At 64.9% G+C, this 19,061-nt stretch carries 16 protein-coding genes; 5 read left to right on the top strand and 11 right to left on the bottom strand.

Features of this window, described 5'->3' with window-relative positions; all coding sequences use genetic code 11:
- Positions 1-169: 169 nt before the first annotated feature.
- The 5 genes from ACVMDN_RS24795 to ACVMDN_RS24815 form a co-directional block, all read right to left on the bottom strand.
- Complete coding sequence (locus ACVMDN_RS24795) at positions 170-676, bottom strand: hypothetical protein (protein WP_456834857.1); 507 nt, start codon at positions 674-676, stop codon at positions 170-172.
- 103 nt (positions 677-779) lie between these two features.
- Positions 780-1,223: a flagellar export chaperone FliS gene (locus ACVMDN_RS24800; RefSeq protein ID WP_456834856.1), complete on the bottom strand. Its 444-nt coding sequence runs from the start codon at positions 1,221-1,223 to the stop codon at positions 780-782.
- Entirely contained in the window at positions 1,223-2,920 is a 1,698-nt protein-coding gene (gene fliD, locus ACVMDN_RS24805) for a flagellar filament capping protein FliD (protein WP_456834855.1), read from the bottom strand. The genes ACVMDN_RS24800 and fliD overlap by 1 nt, the downstream gene beginning before the upstream one ends.
- A gap of 63 nt (positions 2,921-2,983) precedes the next feature.
- Complete coding sequence (locus ACVMDN_RS24810; RefSeq protein WP_028336954.1) at positions 2,984-3,808, bottom strand: flagellin; 825 nt, start codon at positions 3,806-3,808, stop codon at positions 2,984-2,986.
- Positions 3,809-3,948: 140 nt separating this feature from the next.
- Positions 3,949-4,650, bottom strand: a complete 702-nt coding sequence (locus tag ACVMDN_RS24815) for an RNA polymerase sigma factor (RefSeq protein WP_076834197.1) — start codon at positions 4,648-4,650, stop codon at positions 3,949-3,951.
- A 667-nt stretch (positions 4,651-5,317) separates the two neighbouring features.
- Between ACVMDN_RS24815 and ACVMDN_RS24820 the strand changes: the two genes are divergently transcribed.
- The 3 genes from ACVMDN_RS24820 to ACVMDN_RS24830 are packed head-to-tail and all read left to right on the top strand — an operon-like array spanning position 5,318 to position 9,847.
- On the top strand, positions 5,318-7,666 hold the full coding sequence (locus ACVMDN_RS24820) for a hypothetical protein (RefSeq protein WP_456834854.1): 2,349 nt from the start codon (positions 5,318-5,320) through the stop codon (positions 7,664-7,666).
- Between the two features lie 58 nt (positions 7,667-7,724).
- A complete protein-coding gene (locus ACVMDN_RS24825) occupies positions 7,725-9,083 on the top strand; it encodes a hypothetical protein (RefSeq protein WP_456834853.1) in 1,359 nt (452 codons plus the stop codon).
- 38 nt (positions 9,084-9,121) lie between these two features.
- Positions 9,122-9,847 carry a formyltransferase family protein gene (locus ACVMDN_RS24830; protein ID WP_456835860.1) on the top strand — a complete coding sequence of 242 codons (726 nt, stop codon included), beginning with the start codon at positions 9,122-9,124 and terminating at the stop codon, positions 9,845-9,847.
- Positions 9,848-9,856: 9 nt separating this feature from the next.
- On the opposite strand, the gene ACVMDN_RS24835 is transcribed toward ACVMDN_RS24830, so the two are convergent.
- Complete coding sequence (locus ACVMDN_RS24835) at positions 9,857-10,078, bottom strand: hypothetical protein (protein WP_057020587.1); 222 nt, start codon at positions 10,076-10,078, stop codon at positions 9,857-9,859.
- A 120-nt stretch (positions 10,079-10,198) separates the two neighbouring features.
- On the opposite strand from ACVMDN_RS24835, the gene ACVMDN_RS24840 reads away from it, so the two are divergent.
- A complete protein-coding gene (locus ACVMDN_RS24840) occupies positions 10,199-10,396 on the top strand; it encodes a hypothetical protein (protein WP_456834852.1) in 198 nt (65 codons plus the stop codon).
- Positions 10,397-10,438: 42 nt separating this feature from the next.
- On the opposite strand, the gene ACVMDN_RS24845 is transcribed toward ACVMDN_RS24840, so the two are convergent.
- Positions 10,439-11,893, bottom strand: coding sequence for a short-chain fatty acid transporter (locus ACVMDN_RS24845; RefSeq protein WP_456834851.1), 1,455 nt, complete (start codon positions 11,891-11,893; stop codon positions 10,439-10,441).
- Between the two features lie 53 nt (positions 11,894-11,946).
- Positions 11,947-15,348, bottom strand: coding sequence for a molybdopterin-dependent oxidoreductase (locus tag ACVMDN_RS24850; protein WP_456834850.1), 3,402 nt, complete (start codon positions 15,346-15,348; stop codon positions 11,947-11,949).
- 143 nt (positions 15,349-15,491) lie between these two features.
- On the opposite strand from ACVMDN_RS24850, the gene ACVMDN_RS24855 reads away from it, so the two are divergent.
- Positions 15,492-16,169 (top strand): GntR family transcriptional regulator, encoded by a 678-nt coding sequence (locus ACVMDN_RS24855; RefSeq protein WP_016844644.1) that lies wholly within the window; start codon positions 15,492-15,494, stop codon positions 16,167-16,169.
- Positions 16,170-16,206: 37 nt separating this feature from the next.
- Here ACVMDN_RS24855 and ACVMDN_RS24860 read toward each other — a convergent pair whose 3' ends face one another.
- The 3 genes from ACVMDN_RS24860 to ACVMDN_RS24870 all read right to left on the bottom strand — a co-directional run bounded on the left by ACVMDN_RS24860 (position 16,207) and on the right by ACVMDN_RS24870 (position 19,059).
- Positions 16,207-17,367 (bottom strand): acyl-CoA dehydrogenase family protein, encoded by a 1,161-nt coding sequence (locus ACVMDN_RS24860; protein WP_456834849.1) that lies wholly within the window; start codon positions 17,365-17,367, stop codon positions 16,207-16,209.
- A gap of 121 nt (positions 17,368-17,488) precedes the next feature.
- On the bottom strand, positions 17,489-18,256 hold the full coding sequence (locus ACVMDN_RS24865; RefSeq protein ID WP_057020591.1) for a crotonase/enoyl-CoA hydratase family protein: 768 nt from the start codon (positions 18,254-18,256) through the stop codon (positions 17,489-17,491).
- 20 nt (positions 18,257-18,276) lie between these two features.
- Positions 18,277-19,059, bottom strand: coding sequence for an SDR family NAD(P)-dependent oxidoreductase (locus ACVMDN_RS24870; RefSeq protein ID WP_456834848.1), 783 nt, complete (start codon positions 19,057-19,059; stop codon positions 18,277-18,279).
- Between the last annotated feature and the right edge of the window lie 2 nt (positions 19,060-19,061).

Below are 19,061 nucleotides of genomic sequence, written 5' to 3' on the forward strand. Positions count from 1 at the left end.
TCGTTCGCAGATAAAACGGACGACGCGCCGATTTCAGGCGCGGATTCATCCACCCGGAATCACTTGAAGAATCGGCAGAACTTGCCGTGTCCGTTGCGGGTTCGCGGCTCGCAGCCGTGCATCTCGCCGCGAGAGCCCGCGGACAGCTGCAAAGGCAGTGCGGAGCGTTTTAGAGCGAAAGGCTGATCGGCAGATCCGGCTCGCCGAGCATCAATGCCGGCGGCGTCAATGCGGGCAACAGGCAGAGGGCCAGCAACAGCGCAGGCAGCACCTTGCCTTGCTGTGCGGATTGGTCCGGTGCTTGTGCATCGTTCGGCTGATCGTCAGCCGAGGCCGGCCCCGACGCGGGCTTCTGGGGCAATTTCGCCGCCGCGGTCATGATGCGGTCGGCAAGACCCTTGGGTGCGCGAACCGGCGGCGCCGCGAGCGCGCGGCGTACCGCACTCGCCTCCTCGTAGAGCGTCCGCGCCTCGGCCGAAGATGCCAGGAGCTGGGCGGCGGCAAGACGTTGATCGTCGGGCCAGCGGGACAGATCCTCCCCCAGCCGGTCGATCAGGTCTTCGAATGTCGCAACATCCATCGCGCGCGCAGATCCAGCCTCGTCGCCAAGGCTGTCATAAAGCATTCGCGGGACGGCGGAAATCAATTTCCGCCGCTGCCGCATCAGGTCCAGCATGGCGCTTGCCGCACGGCTATTTTCCCCAACCGGGAGCGCCCGCCCAGGCCCTTGCTGCGCCCGCTAGCCGCCCTCGCCGGGTGATTCGCGGCCCTCTCCGGGCTCAGCGGTCGGCGGCTGATTCGAGCGTCTTGTCGAGTGCCCTGGCCTTGGCGGCCTTGCCGGCGGTCGCCTCGACGAACTTCCAGGCGTCGCGCAATTCCGCCAGGCTCGCGATGATGCGCCGGAAATTCTCCCTGGCCTGCGGCCGGCCATAGGAGCGCAGGCACGCCATGATCAGAGCGCTATAGGTACGGTAGAGACGATCGGCCATCGCGCCGCCGCGGGTGAAGTCGAGATTGTGGCTCAACCCGCGCAGGATCGCGGTCGCCCGCGTCAGATAGATGTGCCCTTCCTCGAAGCGCTTCGCCTCGTGCGCGTCCAGCGCCTTCTGCAACAGCGTGATCGCGCCGTCGCACAGCATCACCACCGCCTTCAGCGGCGGCACCGCCACCGCTGCGGATCGATAGGCATTGTTGGCTTGGTAGGCCGTGGCATTCTGTGTCATCAGTTACTCGATGCTGCGTCTAGGAGTGCTTTCAGGTAGCCCAGCGTATTGTTCGCGCTTTCGATGGCCGCCTGGTAATTGGCGTATTGAACCTGCAGCTGAGCCTTGAACGTCGCCGCATTGCTCTGAATGTCGCTGACCTGGGACTGCAGGTCGGTGTCGCGCGACTGCAAGTTGGTGATCATGGTCTGGAGTTGACCGCTGGTTCCGGAACTGGTGTGCGCGAGCTGGTAGAGCTGCGTCGCCAAACCGGACGACGATGTCACCGTGATCGACTGCGAGGTCGAGCCCGTATAGGTGAAGGCCATACCGGCGTAGATCGTTCCTGAATTGCCGATGATGGTGTTGCCGACCACCGAAAAGCCGGAGCTGTCGCCGCCGACCGAGGCTCCGGTCAGCGTACCGGTGGAGTCCACCGTGAGGTCGAGCGTGAAGGATTGCGGCGACGTGCCGGTATTGACCACACTGAGCTGGCTGGACGAACTGGCGGTCTGCGCCGACAGCAGCTGGGTGACGCCGGCGAGATTTTGCGTCAGCACCGTCGACAGCGTTCCGGTATCGAGCTGGAGCTCGTTGTTCTCATTGAAGGACAGGCCGAGATCGGCCATCGTCATGCCGCCGACCGTCCCGCTGAGCACCTGCTGCAGCTGGGTCATGAGATCGCGCATCGTGCTGTCGCCGAACAGCACCGCGCTCGACGCGGCCGTGCCGTCGGAATTCTGCGCCGACTGCGCGATCACCTGGTCGCGAAATGCGTTGTAGTTGGTGACGAAGGTCTGCAGCGCTGACGTGATCTGGCTGGTGTCGGTCTCGATGCTGATGTTGACGCTGGTGCCGCTCGGCGTCGGCTGCAGCAGGTCGAACGTGACGCCGGACAGGACGTCGGAAATGTCGTTGGTGTTACGCGTGAGCGCGATGCCGTCGAGGGTGAACTCCGCGGACTGCGACTTCTGCAGCACGTCGATGAACGCCCCGGACGTGTCGGTGACGCCGAGCTTGTTCAGGATGTCATCGCCCGACGTCGACGAATAGGCGATGTCAGCGGCGTCCTGCGTCCCCGTCAGCACCATCTCGTAGGACCCGCTCGACACCTGGACGATGGAGGCCTGGACATTGGTGGTCGAGGTCTGGGCGTTGATGGTGTCGACGATATCCTGCATCGACATGCCGCTGGTGATCGAGATCGCCGTGCTGGTGCCGCCGGACAGGCCGAGCGAGAAAGTGCCGGAGAGGCCCAGCGCCATCGAGCTGCTCGACTGCGAGGAGCCGATCACCTTCTGCGCGGTTGCGAGCTGGGTGATCTGGAGCGTGTGATCGCCGGTCGCCGAGCCGCTGTTGACGCTCATGTTGAGCGCCGACGAGGCGCTGACGTCACCGGTGGACGAGATCGTCGCCGCCCGGGTGGCGAACGCGTTGGTGGCAATCGAATTGATGATCGAGGTGCTGAGCGACGACAACCCGGTCGCCAGCGTCGACAGCTCGGTCTGCAGCGATTGATAGGCCGTGATCTTGGCTTCGTTCGCGGTGATCGTCGTGGTGATCGAGGTCGCCGCTGCGAGCTTGGCGTTGACCTCGGCCTCGATCAGGGCATCCCAATCGATGCTGGTCGAATTGGTCGTGCCGGTCGTTGTCACCGTGCTGGCAGAACTGGTCGACGTCGTGTTTGATGTGCTCGAGGTGGCGCTGCTAACCGTCATGTCGACACTTCCGCCGCGATAGGAACCGGGCCGGCATCATGCCGGCCCGATCGGTCTTTCGAATTAGCCGAGCAGCTTCAGCAGGTACTGCGGCATCTGGTTCGCCGCGGTTTCAGCGGAGACCGCGGCCTGGGTCTTCACCTCGGCCGAGGACAGCGTCGCCTGCTCGGAGGCGATATCGACGTCCTTGATCGCCGAGTTGGCCGACTGCAGGTTCTGGGTCTGGGTCGAGATCGAGTCGGCGCTGAAGTTGAAGCGGGATTCCTGAGCACCGATCTCGGCGCGTGCGGACGAAACCTTGTCGATCGCGGTGTCGAGAGCCGTCATCGCGCTGGTGGCGCTCGACAGGCTGGACACATCGAGCGACGTCACGGACAGCGACGAGGCCGTGAGGCTCGTCAGCGTGATCGTGATGGTGTCGGCCGAGGTCGAACCGACCAGCACCGAGACGCCCGAGGAGAACACGCTCGAACCGTCGAGCAAGCTCTGGCTGCTGTAGCGGGTTCCGCTGGCGATCGAGTCGATTTCGCCCTTGAGCTGCGTGAATTCCGAGTTGATGTAGGCGCGGCTGGAATCGGCCACGGTGCCCGAGGCGGACTCGGAAGCCAGCGACTTCATGCGGGCCAGGATGTCCGAGATGTTGGAAGCGCCGCCGTCGGCGGTCTGCAGGATCGAGGTCGCCTGCGCCGCGTTGGTGGCGGCCTGCTGCAGCGTCGTGATGTCGGAGGAGATGCGGGTCGAGATCGCAAGACCGGCCGCGTCGTCGGAAGCCGAGGTGATGCGCGAGCCGCTCGACAGCTTCGACAGCGCGCTGGTTTCCTGCTGCGAGTTGATGTTGAGGTAACGGACCGCGGAGTTCGCGGCGGTGTTGGTGGAGATTGCCGGCATGAGTAGCTCCTGTGCTGATGGGGCATGGCATGCCGCATCGTGAAAAAGAGAGGTGACGCGGATCCAGCCCCCGTCCGCCCGATCAAACGGGTCGGCCGCCGGTGGTCAGGCGCAAAATCTTCAGAAGCTGGAATTTATGGTTAGCAGTCGGTAAACGCGCCGCGCAGGTCGCGCTCGTGCCGCTTCAGCATCTCGCGCAGCTGCTGCCGTCCTCGCTTCAACAGCGACTCCACCGCGGCCACGGTCGTGTCCATGACCTCGGCGATCTCGCCGTTGCTCATGTTCTCATGATACGACAGGATCACTGCGACGCGCTGCTGCTCGGGCAGGCGCTGCATCGCGACCTCCAGCAGATTGCCGATCTCGTTGCGCTCGATCACGGCGGAGGCATCGAGCTGGGTGTCTGCGACCTCGGGCACGACATCGACATTCTCGGTGCGCGGCTTGCGGCGCAGATCGATGCAGCGGTTGCTGACGACGCGATAGAGCCAGGTCGAGAACTTTGCGCGGCCATGCTGCCAGCGGCCGCGATGGGTCCACACTTTCAGCATCGTGTCCTGCACGACGTCTTCGGCGTCGGCGGCGTTGCCGACGATGCGCAGCGCGATCGCGTAGGCGCGATCGACGTGGCGTTCGACCAGAGCACGAAATGCCGTCTCGTCGCCGGCGGCGAGACGGTCGAGCAAGTCCTTGTCTTCGTCGTGGATCTCGACGGTGTCGAGTGGGCCCGCATCGGCAACGGTGGGGACGTTGCTCCACGGAGCAGCCGCTTCGGCCGGTGCAACCGCGGCCGGCGTGGCCTCCACTTCGGCCGGTGCCCTCATATCAAGCGCGTAACTCATCCGCCGCTCTCCAACCAACGCCGCTGGCACACATTCCATGCGGCTTCTGAGCGTTGAACGGAGGGGTCCAGCAAACCAGGCGAACTTTTTTCGTTATTTTTCAAACGCTTAGCTGGATGTTTTTGCCGACCGCCCGGCAAAAGCTGCCGCTGCGCGCAGGCGCAGGGAAAAATGCGACGGAGTTTGGAGCAGTCGTTCAGCATCGCCTCGCATTTCCGCGGAAGAGATCGTCGCGTCGGAAAACGCTGTTGTCACACCAACTAACGCCACGCGAACCCATGCATGCGCCGAGCATGCGAGTGACTCACCGCCGTTGGTCGCCATCTTGCATTCGACGATTGCGACCAGGCAATTTTTTCCGAATCACTGTTTCGACGTTATCGGATTTTTTGAATCTGTCAGTCGCGAAGCGCGCGTTTTCGAATCCCGCATCAACTTTTTTGAACTGTCGCGCCTGATTTGTCTCACGCGCGCGTTCAACGCATGAGGACTGGCGGGAATTTTGCGCATGACGATCATGACGGTCGACGCGACGCGTCGAGCGCAGAATGTTTCTGCATGTTCATTCGATGTTTTCGATACATTTCTGTTGCGCGCCTGCACGACGCCGGATGGCGTATTTGAAAGGGTTTTTCAGCGTTGCTGCATTGCTGAAAAATTTCCGAACATGTCCGCCAGTTTCGTTCAACATCGAATCCAGGCGGAGGCGCGGGCGCGCAAAGTATCGCAGGAGCGGTGCGGCTCAACTGAAGTACGCATCGCCGACATCTACCAATACTTTCCGTTCAGGCTGTTCGGCCTGAGTCGCGATGCGTTGCAGGATCTTGCGCAGATCGAGTTCGACACCGAACTGGAGCTCTGCCGCGTCAATCCCGAAATGCTCGAGCAATATCTGGACATGAAGCGCGGCGGCTTTCGCGTCGGCTTCATTTCCGACACCTACTGGAGCACCGACCAGCTCGCGCAGCTGCTGCGTTCCTGCAGTCCCGGGCTGAGCTGGGATTTCCTTTATGCGTCCTGCGATCACGGCAGCAGCAAGAGCGAGGCGCTGTTTGAGGCCTATCTCGCCGAGCAAGGCATCGACGCGGCAAGCTCGTTCCATGTCGGCGACAACCACACCGCCGATATCAAGGGCGCGCGCCGTCACGGCATCCGTCCGCGCTACTACCCGCAGGCCGGCGCGGCGCTGGCTTCCAAGTTTCAACGCGAGACATCGATCTTTGAATTGCTGTGCCCCGATCAGCCGTCGCGGCTCGACTGCGGCGCCCGCACGCTGCGGCGCGCGGTGACGGCGAAGAGCGCGGAGCCTGCTCCCGCTTTCGACCTCGGCGTGACCGTGCTCGGCCCGGTGATGGCGGCGTTCGACGCATTCATTTCTGCGCGGCGCAGCGCGCTTGCTCGCGAGGGCGCGCGCGTGGCGGTCGGATTCCTCGGCCGCGACGGCCTGCTGCCGCATCGCGTCTGGCAGGCAAACCACGGCGAGACCGGCGCCTATATCGAGATCAATCGTCGCGTCAGCCTGGTCGGGTCCGCCGATACGCTCGAACCACTCTGCGAGCTACTACGCCGGGTCGTCAAGATCGACGCGGCGACCTTTATCGACATCGTCAAGGTGCAGCCGCCCGCCGTGATGAAGTTCTTCGCGCAGTATCCCGACGGCATTGCGAGCGGCCGCGAACTCGCCGACGCCCTGCCCGATCTGATGGACCCGCGCGAGATCACCGATATCGCTGCCGGCGTCCGGACCCGTTTGCTGACCTATCTTCGCGCGCATATCCGGGATTTCGATGGCTGCACCGATCTGATCCTGGTCGACCTCGGCTATTCGGCGAGCGTGCAGAAATCGTTGCGGCGAATTTTCGATCGCGAGGGCATCCGCATCCGCCTGCACGGCGCCTATCTGCTGACGCTTGACGATGCCTTCGACGGCATCTCCGATGACGACACCGCGGAGGGCCTGATTTCGGATCGCGTCGTCACGCCGCACGTCAAGCGCATGCTGATCCGCAACGTCGCCTTGCTGGAGCAGCTGTGCTGTTCCACGGAAGGATCGGCGCGGGATTATCGCGGCGGTGAGGTATTGCGCGAGGGTGATCAGCGCCCGGCTGCCCAGCTGGCGCTGGCGACCGAGGTGCAATCCGGAACGCTGGCCTATGTTTCGCGCGCCCGCGAGCTGGCACCACGCTACGGATTGCAGCCCGATGCCGCCCCCGCGGTCGCGGCGCGCTGGACGGCCGCCGTGCTCGGACGCCTCCTGCTGCTGCCGGACGATGATGAGCTCGCGCTGCTCGGCGGCATCAAGCATGACGTCAATCTCGGCACCCCGGCGCTGGCGCCATTGCTCGATGCCGACTTCGTCAATGATAGCATCATCGCCCGCGGCCTCATGACCGCCTGCACGGCTCCGGCGCCCCCGATGTGGCTGGCGGGCAGCTTTGCCGCCCTGTCGCCGTCGCATGCCTATCTCTACACGCTGTTCGGCGCCAATCGCCTGCCCGCTAGCGTGTTCGGCGAAGCGCTGTGCGGGACGCTGCAGGTCGGTCTGTTCGAGCGGAACGGCCAGGCGTCGCTGGAGGCGATCAGCGTCTATCACACCGGGCTCGGCGATCTTCGCCTGCGGATCCCGCTGTCGCGCCGGATGGCAATCGCGACTATCGTGCTGCCGCTGGCCAAGCTCACCCGCGACGGGATGCTCCACGGCATCACGGTCCAATATGGCGAGAGCGCCGCGAAAGCCGCCGAGGGTTCGAACGTGACAGCGATCGCCGAGGGACGGCTCATCGATGTCGGCCTCGAACGGCGCGGCCGTCACTTCCGCGCCACCAGTGACGACGGCATGCTGCTCATCCCCGTCGACGGCTTCGAAGACGACGTCGCCATCTACACGGTCGCGCTGACCGCCCTCGACCATGACCGCATCCTTGCGGTCGCGGACCGCGACGGCAACGGCGCCGCTTCGGCCACACTGACCTGGCGCAGCGCCAGAGGCATGCCGACAACGAACAACAACAGCTGATTTGTCCGCCTGATCCGGCCGCCCCGCACGTAGAAGGTTAACGAGGGGTAGTGCGGGCATGATGTCTGTTGACACGGCGCAAGCTGACGGCTTGCAGACGAACTTCGACCAATTGCTGGCGGCGAACGGCATCCGGATGAGCGCGGCGCAGCGCCGGCGGCTCGCATGGTTGTCGGAGCGGCTCGGACCCGCGGTCGTCCATCAGGCCAGCTCAGTGCCGGCGAGGGACCATGGCGTCATCATCCTCGTCGAGCCGCCGAGCGGCCCCGCCGCCGAGATGCTTTACCGGTCGCTTCGCGCCAACTGCGCGGTCGTCGTCCCCTTCGGCGAGAATCCCGCCTTCGACTTCCTGAAATCCAAGTTGACCGACTTCGGAACGATCGGGCCGAGCTTCGATGGCCCGCATGAGATGTGGTGGGGCGGCCTCAATTGGCGCCCGATCGCGCCCGAGCAAGGCTCAAGGTCCGAGGCATCGCTGCGCGTGGTCTCCTGCTATCCCCGCGCTTGCGGCGACGACCATGCCCGCGCTCTCCGCGACAGGCTGGCCGAATTTCGGATCCCCTGCGATATCGCTCCGATCGACACCGCAGACGGCGAGCACATGCGCGCAGCCGAGAAATCCGCCTTCTTGCTGCGGATGTGGGAGCAGCATCGCGAGCCGCTGCTGTTCATCGAGGCCGACGCAGTCCTCAGCGAGCCGCCAATGCTGCCGTCGTCCCTCGCATGCGACATCGCGCTTCACAAATGGAACCGGTGGGAAATGTCGGCGCGCACCCTCTATCTCGCCCGTTCGCCCGCCGCCGAAGCGGTGCTGCGCAACTGGCATCACATCGCGAGCGCCTATCCCGCGGTCTGGGAAGGCTATCTGCTCGACCAGGCCTGGAGCCTGATATCGTCACAGATGGCGCTCGACACCGTCTGGCTGCCGCGCTCATACCACGCTCCGGCCGAAGACGCCGGCACGCCCCGCCACACCACGGTCGTTCACGACCTGCCCACCGACAGCAGCGATCTTGGACCGGATGCCGAATTCGGCGTCGCGATGCGGGCCGCGCGGCGCGCCAGCCGCAGCGGCGGCCGTGACGCCATGATCGTGATCCGGTCGCAGGCGGCCTCGAATGATGCGATCACCGTGATCATGCGCGATATCGCGACCAGCGACGCGCGCGAAATGGCTGCCAGCATCGAGGCGGTCACCGGCGCGTTCGCGGCCGATTGCGGCGGGTTCGGCCGGCTCGAGCTCGCACTCTGCCCCTGGCAGGACGATATCCGCGCGGCGAAATCGGCCGCGAAAAGCGCAAACAACCGCATCATCGAGATCGCGCCGTGGCAGACGCTGCCGGCCGACCTGTTCCGCACCGTGGGCCAGTCCCGCGATGCCGGCAGCGTCGTCGTGACGGCCGGGCAGCGCGGCTGATGAATGCTGGGAAGACAGAGCAAGGGAAGGACATCGACATCGTGAAGACAATCATCCTTCTTACCGGCGTCGCCAACCAGCAATTCGCGCTTACCGAGCTGTTGAAGGCGCACAATCCGGCGCTGTCATTCCGCTGCGCGGTAACGGCCGACGAGCTCGCCGCGATCGAGCCGGAGGTCTTGCGCGAGGCCCGGCTGTTGGCCTTCACCACCAGCGTCATCGTGCCGGAGCACATTCTGGCGGCGCTCGGCCACGGCGCCTACAATTTCCATCCCGGCCCGCCGCAATATCCCGGCTGGGCGCCGGCGCATTTCGCGCTCTATGACGGTGCCCGCACCTTCGGCGCGACGGCCCATGTGATGGCCGCGCGCGTCGATTCCGGCCCGATCGTCGGGGTCGAGTCCTTCATCATTCCCGACAAGATCAGCGTGCGCGGGCTCGAACAGATCGCCTATGTGCGGCTTGCCCATCTGTTCTGGCGGATGTCGCGCGATCTCGCCTGCGATCCGACGCCGTTGGCGGAATTGGAGATCGCCTGGTGCGGAATCAAGAGCACCCGACAGATGTACCGCGAGATGTGTGAGCTTCCCACCGGCATCAACCCCAGTGAGCTGGCGCGCAGGATCCGCGCCTTCCACGACGACTTTCGCGACATCCCGCTGACCTGCTCGCTGCACGGCATCCGCTTCCAGCTAGCAACGACTGCCACGCAGGTGCCCGAGCCGCCGCAGGTGGTCTCGCCGCCGCTCGCCGCGGCCTCCTGAGACTTGGCCTCAACCGCGCGTCGCACGGCCCCGGACCTCGCGGTGCCGCTGCAAATGCGCCCTCACCGCGCGCTCCGCGGCGCGCGCGGAGCCGAAATAGCCACCGTCGAGGCCGTCAAAGGCGCGATCCGAGGAGAAGAAGCAGAAGCCACGGTTGTCGCTGACGACGATACCAGCGGTCCGATCTGATACTTCGATGACATAGGCTTGAGACATTTGGGCTTGGGACATGCGTGTTCGATCGCCGGACGACGGCGCTCCTGTCTGATTGTCGGGTGCTTGACTTGTTGGAGCGATCAACAACAGACGCCGGTCGCCGCCGAGATGCAGCGATGCTGCATGCGGCTTCGCATGTCGCACATCAAGCTGCGGTGGTCGTGTCTCATTGCGGCGGCCTTGAACAACGCGGGGTATCGCGCAGCAATATCCGGCCGAACCGCGCGGCGGTCAATGAAATGGCTGACCAAAGATAAGAGCCCGGCGCGACGCCTCATTCGCGGCCAGCGGAAAAACAGCACAGTTTTGGTGGTGACGGTCGTGGAGCGCTGAATTGGCCGGACACCGTGCATCCCGGCGCCCGGCCAAGGTCGCTCAGGGCAGGATCGGCGGGTGATAGGTGAAGGTCGCCATCAGGATCGCCGCCAGCAGCATCACGATCGGGAAATGGATGAAGAACTGCACCGAGGTGTAGCCGATCAGATCCTTCGACTTCAGGCCGAGGATGCCGAGCAGCGGCAGCATCCAGAACGGGTTGATGAAGTTCGGCAGCGTCTCGGCGATGTTGTAGACCATCACCGTCCAGCCGAGATGCGCGCCGATGTCGTTGGCCGCCTTCATGATGTAGGGCGCCTCGATGATCCACTTTCCGCCGGCCGACGGCACGAAGAAGCCGAGCAGCGCCGAATAGATTCCGACCAGGAACGAAAACACGGTGGAATTGCTGGAGGCACCGACGAACCAGTGCGCGATCGTGTTCGACAGCGTCGTGCCGCTGCTGTTCGGGACCTTGGTCAAAATCTGCGCAATGCCGGCGTAGAACGGAAACTGCAACAGCACGCCGGAGACACTCGGCATCGCCTTCGAGAACGACTCGATGAGGCTGCGCGGTCGCCAGTGCAGCACGATGCCGAGGATGAGGAAGACGAAATTATAGGTGTTGAGGCCCGACAGCGTGATCAACGGATTGCCCGACTGGAATGTCTGCCACAACCAGCCGGCGGCAAGCACGGCGATCAGGATCGTCAGCAGCGGGCTGAACTCGAGCCAGTCGCCCGGACGCGCCGGCTTCCTGGCCTCGATGCGATCATCGCCGAGCGCTACGCCGAGGTCTTCTGCCGTCCTGGCCTGATCGGGCGCCGGCGTCGTGAAATAGCAGATCGCCGCGGACACGACGGTCACCATCACGACGGTGACCATATTCTGCCAAGTCAAGATGGTTTCGGAGAAACCGATCACGCCGGTGATCGGCAGGAGCGACGCCGGAATGCTGCCGGCATTGGCCTGCAGCTGCGCGGCCGAGGAGGTGATGCCGAGGGTGAAGCCGCAGCCGAGCCCGAGATAGCCGGCGGCGCCGGCCGCCCGGTAGTCGAGCCTGATGTCGGTGCGCCGTGCGATCTCGCGCACCAGAAGGCCGGAGAAGATCAGGCTCAGGCCCCAGTTCAGCAGCGACAGGAAGATGCTGAGCACACCGACAAAGACCACGGCGCCGCGCCCGGTCTTCGGCACGCTGGCGAGCCGCGCCAGCACGGCCGCCACCGGCGGCGACATCGCCACGACATAGCCGCCGATCGCGACCAGCGCCATCTGCATCGTGAAGGGAATCAGGTTCCAGAACCCGTCACCAAACGCGCGGCTGACGGCGAGCGGCGAACCGCCATGCAGGATCGCGCCGATTGCGACCGCAATCACCGCGATCAGGACGAAGACGTAGGCATCCGGAAACCAGCGCTCCGCAAACGCCACCAGGGCTTGCGAAAATCGCGCGATGATGTTGTCCGCGGCAGGTTTTCGTAAGCTCACGGTTTGATCGTGCGTTGCATTCGTCATCAATCTGATCCCCTTCCGGTAATTCGGTTACTGCCTTCAATCGGGTTTGGTCATCAAAGCGCGAGCGTGAGATCGGTCAGCGGCACGGCCTGGCAGGCGAGGCACTGTCCCTCGCTGCCATCGACAGCGCCGAGATGGGTGAACTCGCCATCGACGACCTGAACCGCACAGCTTTCGCATTGCCCGACACGGCAGCCGCTCGGCAGCGCGACGCCCGCCGCGCCGGCCGCATCAAGCAGCGTCCCCTGCTCCGGCCGCCAGGAAAAACTCTGCTTGCTGCCCGCAAGCCGGACGGTGCGCGGCGCAAGATCGCTCGGCACCGACGGCGGCGACACGAAGCTTTCGGCGAAAATGTCGAAGCGCGGCACGCCAAGCGCCGTCACGGCCTCGATCTGTGCCGCAACGAATTCCGGCGAGCCGCAGATGTAGACCAGCGGCCGGCGCGGCAACAGCGGCTTGACCCGTCCGAGATCAACCCTCCCCTTGCGCAACGCATGCGAGTCGATCGGGTCCTGCGCGAACTGCGCGGAATAGAACGTCACACGCTTCAGCCCTGGAATACCGGCTTCCAGCTCCGCAAGCCGCTCGGCAAACGGATGCTCCCGACTGCTGCGGCAGCCGTGGAGCAGCAGGATTTCGCCAACGCGATCTTGTGGGGCAATCCGTTGCAGCGTTTCGAGATGGCTGATGAACGGCGTGATGCCGATGCCGGCGGCGAGGAAGATCAGCGGCCGCTGCCCCTTCAATGGCGGCGTGAAGATGCCGCCCGGCGGCTCCAGCACGACCTCGTCTCCGACGGCAAGATGGTGCAGACGATCCGGCATGAAGAACGGCGCATCGCCACTCGGCGCCTCATTGAAGAAGCGCCCCTTCACCGCTATCGAGAGCACATCCGGCCGATCGCCCGATCCGGTCAGCGAATAGGCCCGTGCCTGCGTTGCGCCGGGCAGCGAGACCATCACGTGCTGGCCCGGCAGGAAGTCGGGCAGCGGACCATCGTCAAGCGGCAGCAGGTTGAGCGCGATGACATTATCCGCCTCGGCGCGACGCGCGCCGACCCTGAACCGCCGCTGACCGCTCCACAGGCCGCGACTGGCAATTCCGTCGCGCCTGATATCGCAGACGATCGCGCGCAGCGGGACGGAGCCGCTGACCGGATCGCGCGCATCGTCATGCAGCACGGCGTTGATGTTGCGGGTGTGGATGCCTGCCGTCGCGGAACGCTCGCGGCCGAGCGGCGGACAGTCTTCCCACCAGCCGAATTCGGCGACGACGACGCGATCGTCGAGCGCCGCATTGATGCGTACCTTCAGGCGCACGGCACCGCCATGCGTCTCCACCACGGCCCAGTCGCCTTCGGCAAGGCCACGCCGCTTGGCCAGCTGCGGACTGATCTCGACGGCCGGATCGGGCGACTTGCGCCGCAGCGAGGCGACGTGCCGATAAGAGGAGTGAACGAACCAGCCGCTCTTGGCGGTGGAGAGCGCGAGCGGAAAGCGTGCGTCCGGCGCTGCCGCGAGCGGGCTGCCGACCGGCTCGACGTGGTCGGGCAAGGGATCATACCCGTGTCCCAGCATGAGCTCGGAATAAAGCTCGACGCGGCGCGTCGGCGTTGAGAATCCGGCAACCGTTCGGTTCTCGCGCGCCACGGCGTATTTTTCGTCGCGGAAGACTTGCGGGAAACGGCGTCCTTCCGGATGGTCGCGCAGATCCTCGACACCGATGCCGAGCGGCGCCAGCTGATAGTTCCACCCGGCCTTGATGTCGCCGCCGAAGAACAAGTCGCCCATCCCGAGCTTGAGCGCGAGCGCGGCGGCGATCTCGTAATCGGCCTTCACCTCACCGACCGGCTCGACCATGCGCGGGCGAAACTGCACGGTCTCGACAGCTTCCTGCGTGATCTCGAATCCGATCTTGAGCGCATCGCGCTCCCATGGCGTGCTGGCCGGCAGCACGAAATCGGCGCTCTCCGCGGTCGGATTCATGAACATGTCGATATGGACCTGGAATTCCAGCGCGTTCAGCGCGGCGCGGTTGCGCTCGGAATGGCCCTGCGAGACGACGAAGTTGGTGCCGAAGGCGACCAGCGCGCGCACCCGGTAGGGCTCGCCGTCAAGCACGGCCCGGCTGAAGTCGCGCGCCGTGATCCAGCCCTTGGCCGGCGGGCCGAGCGGCAGCTCAGTAATGCCCAGCGCCTTAGCCTGCTGCTCCGGCGACAGAATGTTGTAGTCGTTGAGGGCACGGGTCGGCGGCGGCACCGGCCAGCGATTGCCGCCGGGCCGATCGCAAGCGCCGGTCAGCGCATACAACGTTGCAATCGTGCGCTCGATCGCGGTCGCGTTGGTGTGCTGGCCGACGCCGGTCCAGGAATGGTAGGCGAGCCGCGGCCGGCGAGCGAGCAGCGTGTTGAACGCGTCGACGTCCTCGACAGGAAGCCAGGTCAGCTCCGCGACGCGCGCCGGCGTGTATGTCGCGGCTCGCTCGACGAGCAGTTCGAACGCGGTAGCCGCCGCTATCAGCCGGCCGTCGCGTGTGCGGACCTGCAGCGCGCCACGCAGCTGGCCACAGCTCTCCGGCGCGTAGCGGGTGTCGCAAGGCACGGGCGCGCCCGACGCATCGAGACGAACGAAAGCCTCCGGCGCGCCATCCGGCCACAATGCGTCGGCGCGCAGGAAGCGTCCGGTCGCACGATCGACCAGCAGCGATCCATTGGTCCATGCGCCGACGAAATCCGCATCGAAGCTGCCGGTCGCGATGAGGTGACGGATCGCGCCCATCGCGAGCGCGCCATCGGCGCCCGGGCGAATGCGCAGCCACAGATCGGCCTGCTGCCCCGAGCCGTTCGGCTTGGGATCGATCACCACGACCTTGGCGCCGCGCCGCCGCGCATCGGCGATCCGCGTTGCCTGGGCAAGCCAGGTCCGCGCCGGATTGTGGCCCCACAGGATAATCGCATCGGCATTGTCGTAATCGGGAAAGCCGATGCCGCGGCCGAAGGTCAGCCCGTGCGCATAGTCCTTGTGCCAGCCGCAGATCTCGACCGCATAGATCAGATTGGGGCTGCCGAAGCCGCGGATGAAGCGCTCGACCCACTCGAAACTGTCGACCATCGGCGTGCCGCTCGGCGTGGTAACGCCGAACGCCACCGCTTCGGCGCCGCTCTCGGCGCGGATCGCACCGAGCTTCTCGGCGATCTCGGTCAACGCCTCGTCCCACGACACCTCGACCCAGCCCGGATCGGCAGCACCGCGCGGCTGGGTCCGCTTCAGCGGGACGGTCAGCCGGCGCGGGCTGGCGACGATTTCTGGGGCCGCGCGGCCCTTGGCGCATAGGGCGCCGCCGGTCGGGTGGTTATTTAATACCTCTACACCGACAAGACGCCCATCCTCGACCACGGTGACGGCACCGCAGCGCGAACGACAAAGCGTGCAATAGCCGGGTAGCCGCTGTTTCACCGCCGTCTCACTATCCGATCGCTCCTTGTGACGCATTTTTGTAATGCGTTACACATTTACGTCATACGCTATCGGCGGCGTCAAGGCTAAGTAATAATCAGCGACGAATCGGAGTTCCCAGCGAGAGGCGGCCACGACCACCGATGGACCAGAATTTGCGAGAACAAGTGCTGCAGCGGGTGCGGGCCGAGATCATTTCCGGGCAGAGCCTTCCAGGCACGATGTATTCGGTGCCGAGTCTCGCGGCGAGCCTCGGCGTCTCCTCGACGCCGGTGCGCGAGGCGCTGCTCGAGCTCAGCCGCGGCGGCCTGGTCGAGCCGATGCGCAACCGCGGCTTCAAGGTGGTGGAGCCGACGCTGACCGAACTGCGCAATCTGTTCGACATGCGCGAGGTGCTCGAGCTGCACGCCGCCGTGCTGGTCGCCGCCAATCCGCCGAAGGATCTAACAATCGTACGCGGCTGGGCCGACCAGATCGCCAGGGCCGTGGAGACCGACGACGTCCAGCTCTATCTGGAAGCCGACCGCAACTATCATCGCGAGTTCATCGCGGCCGCCGGCAACGACCTGCTGACCGACACGGTGATGGGCCTGCGCGACAAGATGCGGCTCTACGGCATCAGCTCCCGCGCCGGCCACGAGCGGCAGCAAGCGTCAGTGCCTGAGCACTACCGGTTGATCGAGCTCGCGCTCGCCGGCGAGACCGAGGCGCTGACCGCCCTGCTCCGCACTCACATCCGCTCCTGGGAGCCGATCTTCGTCGATGCATTGCTGCGCTCGAAGGAGCATGCGCGCGAGCCGCTGCGGCAGGCCCGCGGCTGATGCGGAACGGAGGCAGTTAGCCGGTCGTGCTGACCGGCTAGTCCAGAATGCTCTTGTACTGCTCCGAGAAGACATCGCGGCCGATGATCAGCCGCATCACTTCAGAGCTTCCAGCGAGGATTCGATTGACGCGCGCGTCGGTAAACATGCGACTGATCGGATATTCATCCATGTAACCTGCGCCGCCGTGCAACTGGACGCCAAGATCGAGCATCTTCCACTCGACCTCCGACGACATCATCTTAGCCTTGGCGCCCATATTGCTGGTCAGGCGTCCGGCATTGTGCTCGGCCACGCAGTGATCGACATAGAGCTGCACGAGATCGATTTCGGCATCCATCTCCGCCATGCGGAACTGGGTGTTCTGCTGTTCGGCAAGCGGCCGGCCAAACAATTTGCGGTCCATCACGTAAGTGCGCGTGATGTCGAACGCCTTGCGGCCATTGGCGATCGATCCAACCGCGGAGATCAGCCGCTCCTCGGCAAGGCCTTCCATGAGATAGTAAAAGCCCTTGCCGGGTTCTCCCAGCACGTTGGCCTTGGGCACCTTCACATTGTTGAAGAACAGTTCGGCAGTGTCCTGCGCCGGCATGCCCATCTTCTTGAGATTGCGGCCGCGCTCAAAACCTTCCATGCCGCGCTCGACGATCAGGAGCACCATGGCATGCTTCTTCTCGGCGCCCGTGAGCTTGGCCGCCACGATCACCACGTCGGAATTGATGCCGTTGGAAATATAGGTCTTCGAGCCATTGAGCAGGAAATGATCGCCCTTGTCTTCCGCGGTCGACCGCATGCCGGCGAGGTCTGAGCCCGCGCCGGGCTCGGTCATCGCGATGGCCAGGATGGTCTCGCCGTTGACGCATTTCGGCAGGAATCGGTCGCGCTGCTCCTCGGTGCCGAAGCGCTTGAAGTAGGATCCGACCAGTCGGCTGTGCAGCGTGTTGAACCAGCCCTTGCAGCCCGAGCGCGCGGTCTCCTCGATGATGATCTGCTCGTAACGGAAGTCCTCGTCGCCCATTCCGCCGTATTTTTCCTCGGGCCAGATCATCAGGAAGCCGAGGTCACCGGCCTTCTTAAACGCGCTGCGGTCGACGATGCCGGCTTCCCGCCACTCCTCCATGTGAGGCGTGATCTCGCTGGCGAGGAACTTGCGGTAGGAGTCGCGGAAAATGACCTGGTCTTCGGTAAAGCTGCGCATCAATCACCCAATAGCGCTCTCGTGGAAGCCCACCGACGTACGGCGAGGCATCGTAAAAAGTTTAGAGCGCCGGTTCTGCTGCAATCAAAACCGACGCCCCGTCATCGAAACAGGCGATGCCCTACTTGCCCTTCCAGTTCGGCGCGCGCTTTTCGGCAAAGGCAGCCGCGCCCTCGCGGGCATCCTCGGATACGAAGACAGGACCGACGATCTCCTGCTGCCTCTTCCACATCTCATCTTCCGGCCAGAGCCGGGATTCGACGATCACCTGCTTGGATGCCTTGACGGCGAGCGGGCCGTTGGCGCCGATCGCTGCCGCGAGCTCAAGCGCGGCGTCGAGCGCCGGGCCGTCGGTCACGCGATTGATGATGCCGAGTTGATGGGCGCGCTCGGCGCCGAAGAACTCGCCCGTCAATGCGAACTCCATCGCCACACGGAACGGCATCTGGCGCGGCATGCGGATCAGCCCGCCGGCCGCTGCCGCAAGTCCGCGCTTCACCTCGGGGATCCCGAACTTCGCGTTGCGGTTGGCGACGATCATGTCGCACGACAGCGCGATCTCCATCCCGCCGGCGAGCGCGTAGCCGTCGACAGCCGCAATCAGCGGCTTCTTCGGCGGGGCCTCGGTCAGGCCGGCGAAGCCGCGGCCGGGGATCGACGGCCGCTCGCCTTTCAGGAACCCCTTGAGGTCCATGCCCGAGCAGAATGTGCCGCCGGCGCCGGTGATGATGCCGACGCTCAGGGAATCGTCGGCGTCGAGCCGGTCGATCGCCGCGGCCACGCCCTTGGAGAGGGCGAGGTTGGCCGCGTTCTTGGCTTCCGGCCGGTTCAGGGTGATGATCAGTATCGGTCCGCGGACTTCAGTGAGGACCGGGGTTTCTTCGGACATCGCTTTGGTCTCCTGATCGCTCAACGCGGAGCCATGCGGATGGCGCCGTCGAGACGGACGTCTTCACCGTTGAAGTAGCCATTGGTGATCATGGTCAGCGCCAGATGCGCATATTCCTCCGGCATGCCGAGACGCTTGGGGAACGGCACCGACGCGCTGAGCGCGGCCTTGACGTTCTCCGGGGCGCCCTGCAGCAGCGGGGTGTTGAAGATGCCCGGCAGGATGGTGTTGACGCGGATGCCTTCGGCCATCAGGTCGCGCGCGATCGGCAGGGTCATGCCGACCACGCCGGCCTTCGAGGCAGAATAAGCCGCCTGCCCCATCTGGCCATCCTCGGCCGCGACGGAGGCTGTATTGACGACCGCACCACGCTCGCCGTGCTCCAGCGGAGCCAGCGACAGCATGCCCTGCGCCGACTTGGCGATGCAGCGGAACGTGCCGACAAGGTTGATCTGGATGATGCGGTTGAAGGCGTCGATCGGGAAGTGGGTGGGCTCGCCGGTCTTCTTGTCGCGGCCGGCGGTCTTCACCGCGTTGCCGGTGCCGGCGCAGTTTACCAGGATGCGCTCCTGGCCATGCGCCGCGCGGGCCCTGGCAAAGCCCGCATCGACCTGCTCGTCCGAGGTGACATCGACCTTGCAGAACACACCGCCGATTTCCTTGGCGATTGCTTCACCCTTCTCTTCGTTGAAGTCGAAGATCGCGACTTTCACGCCTTGCGCAGCCAGCGCGCGCGAGGTGGCAGCACCAAGGCCGGAAGCCCCACCGGTGACGACGGCGGCGACCGATGAATCGAGTTTCATGG

This window comes from Bradyrhizobium sp. USDA 4510 (assembly GCF_054059095.1).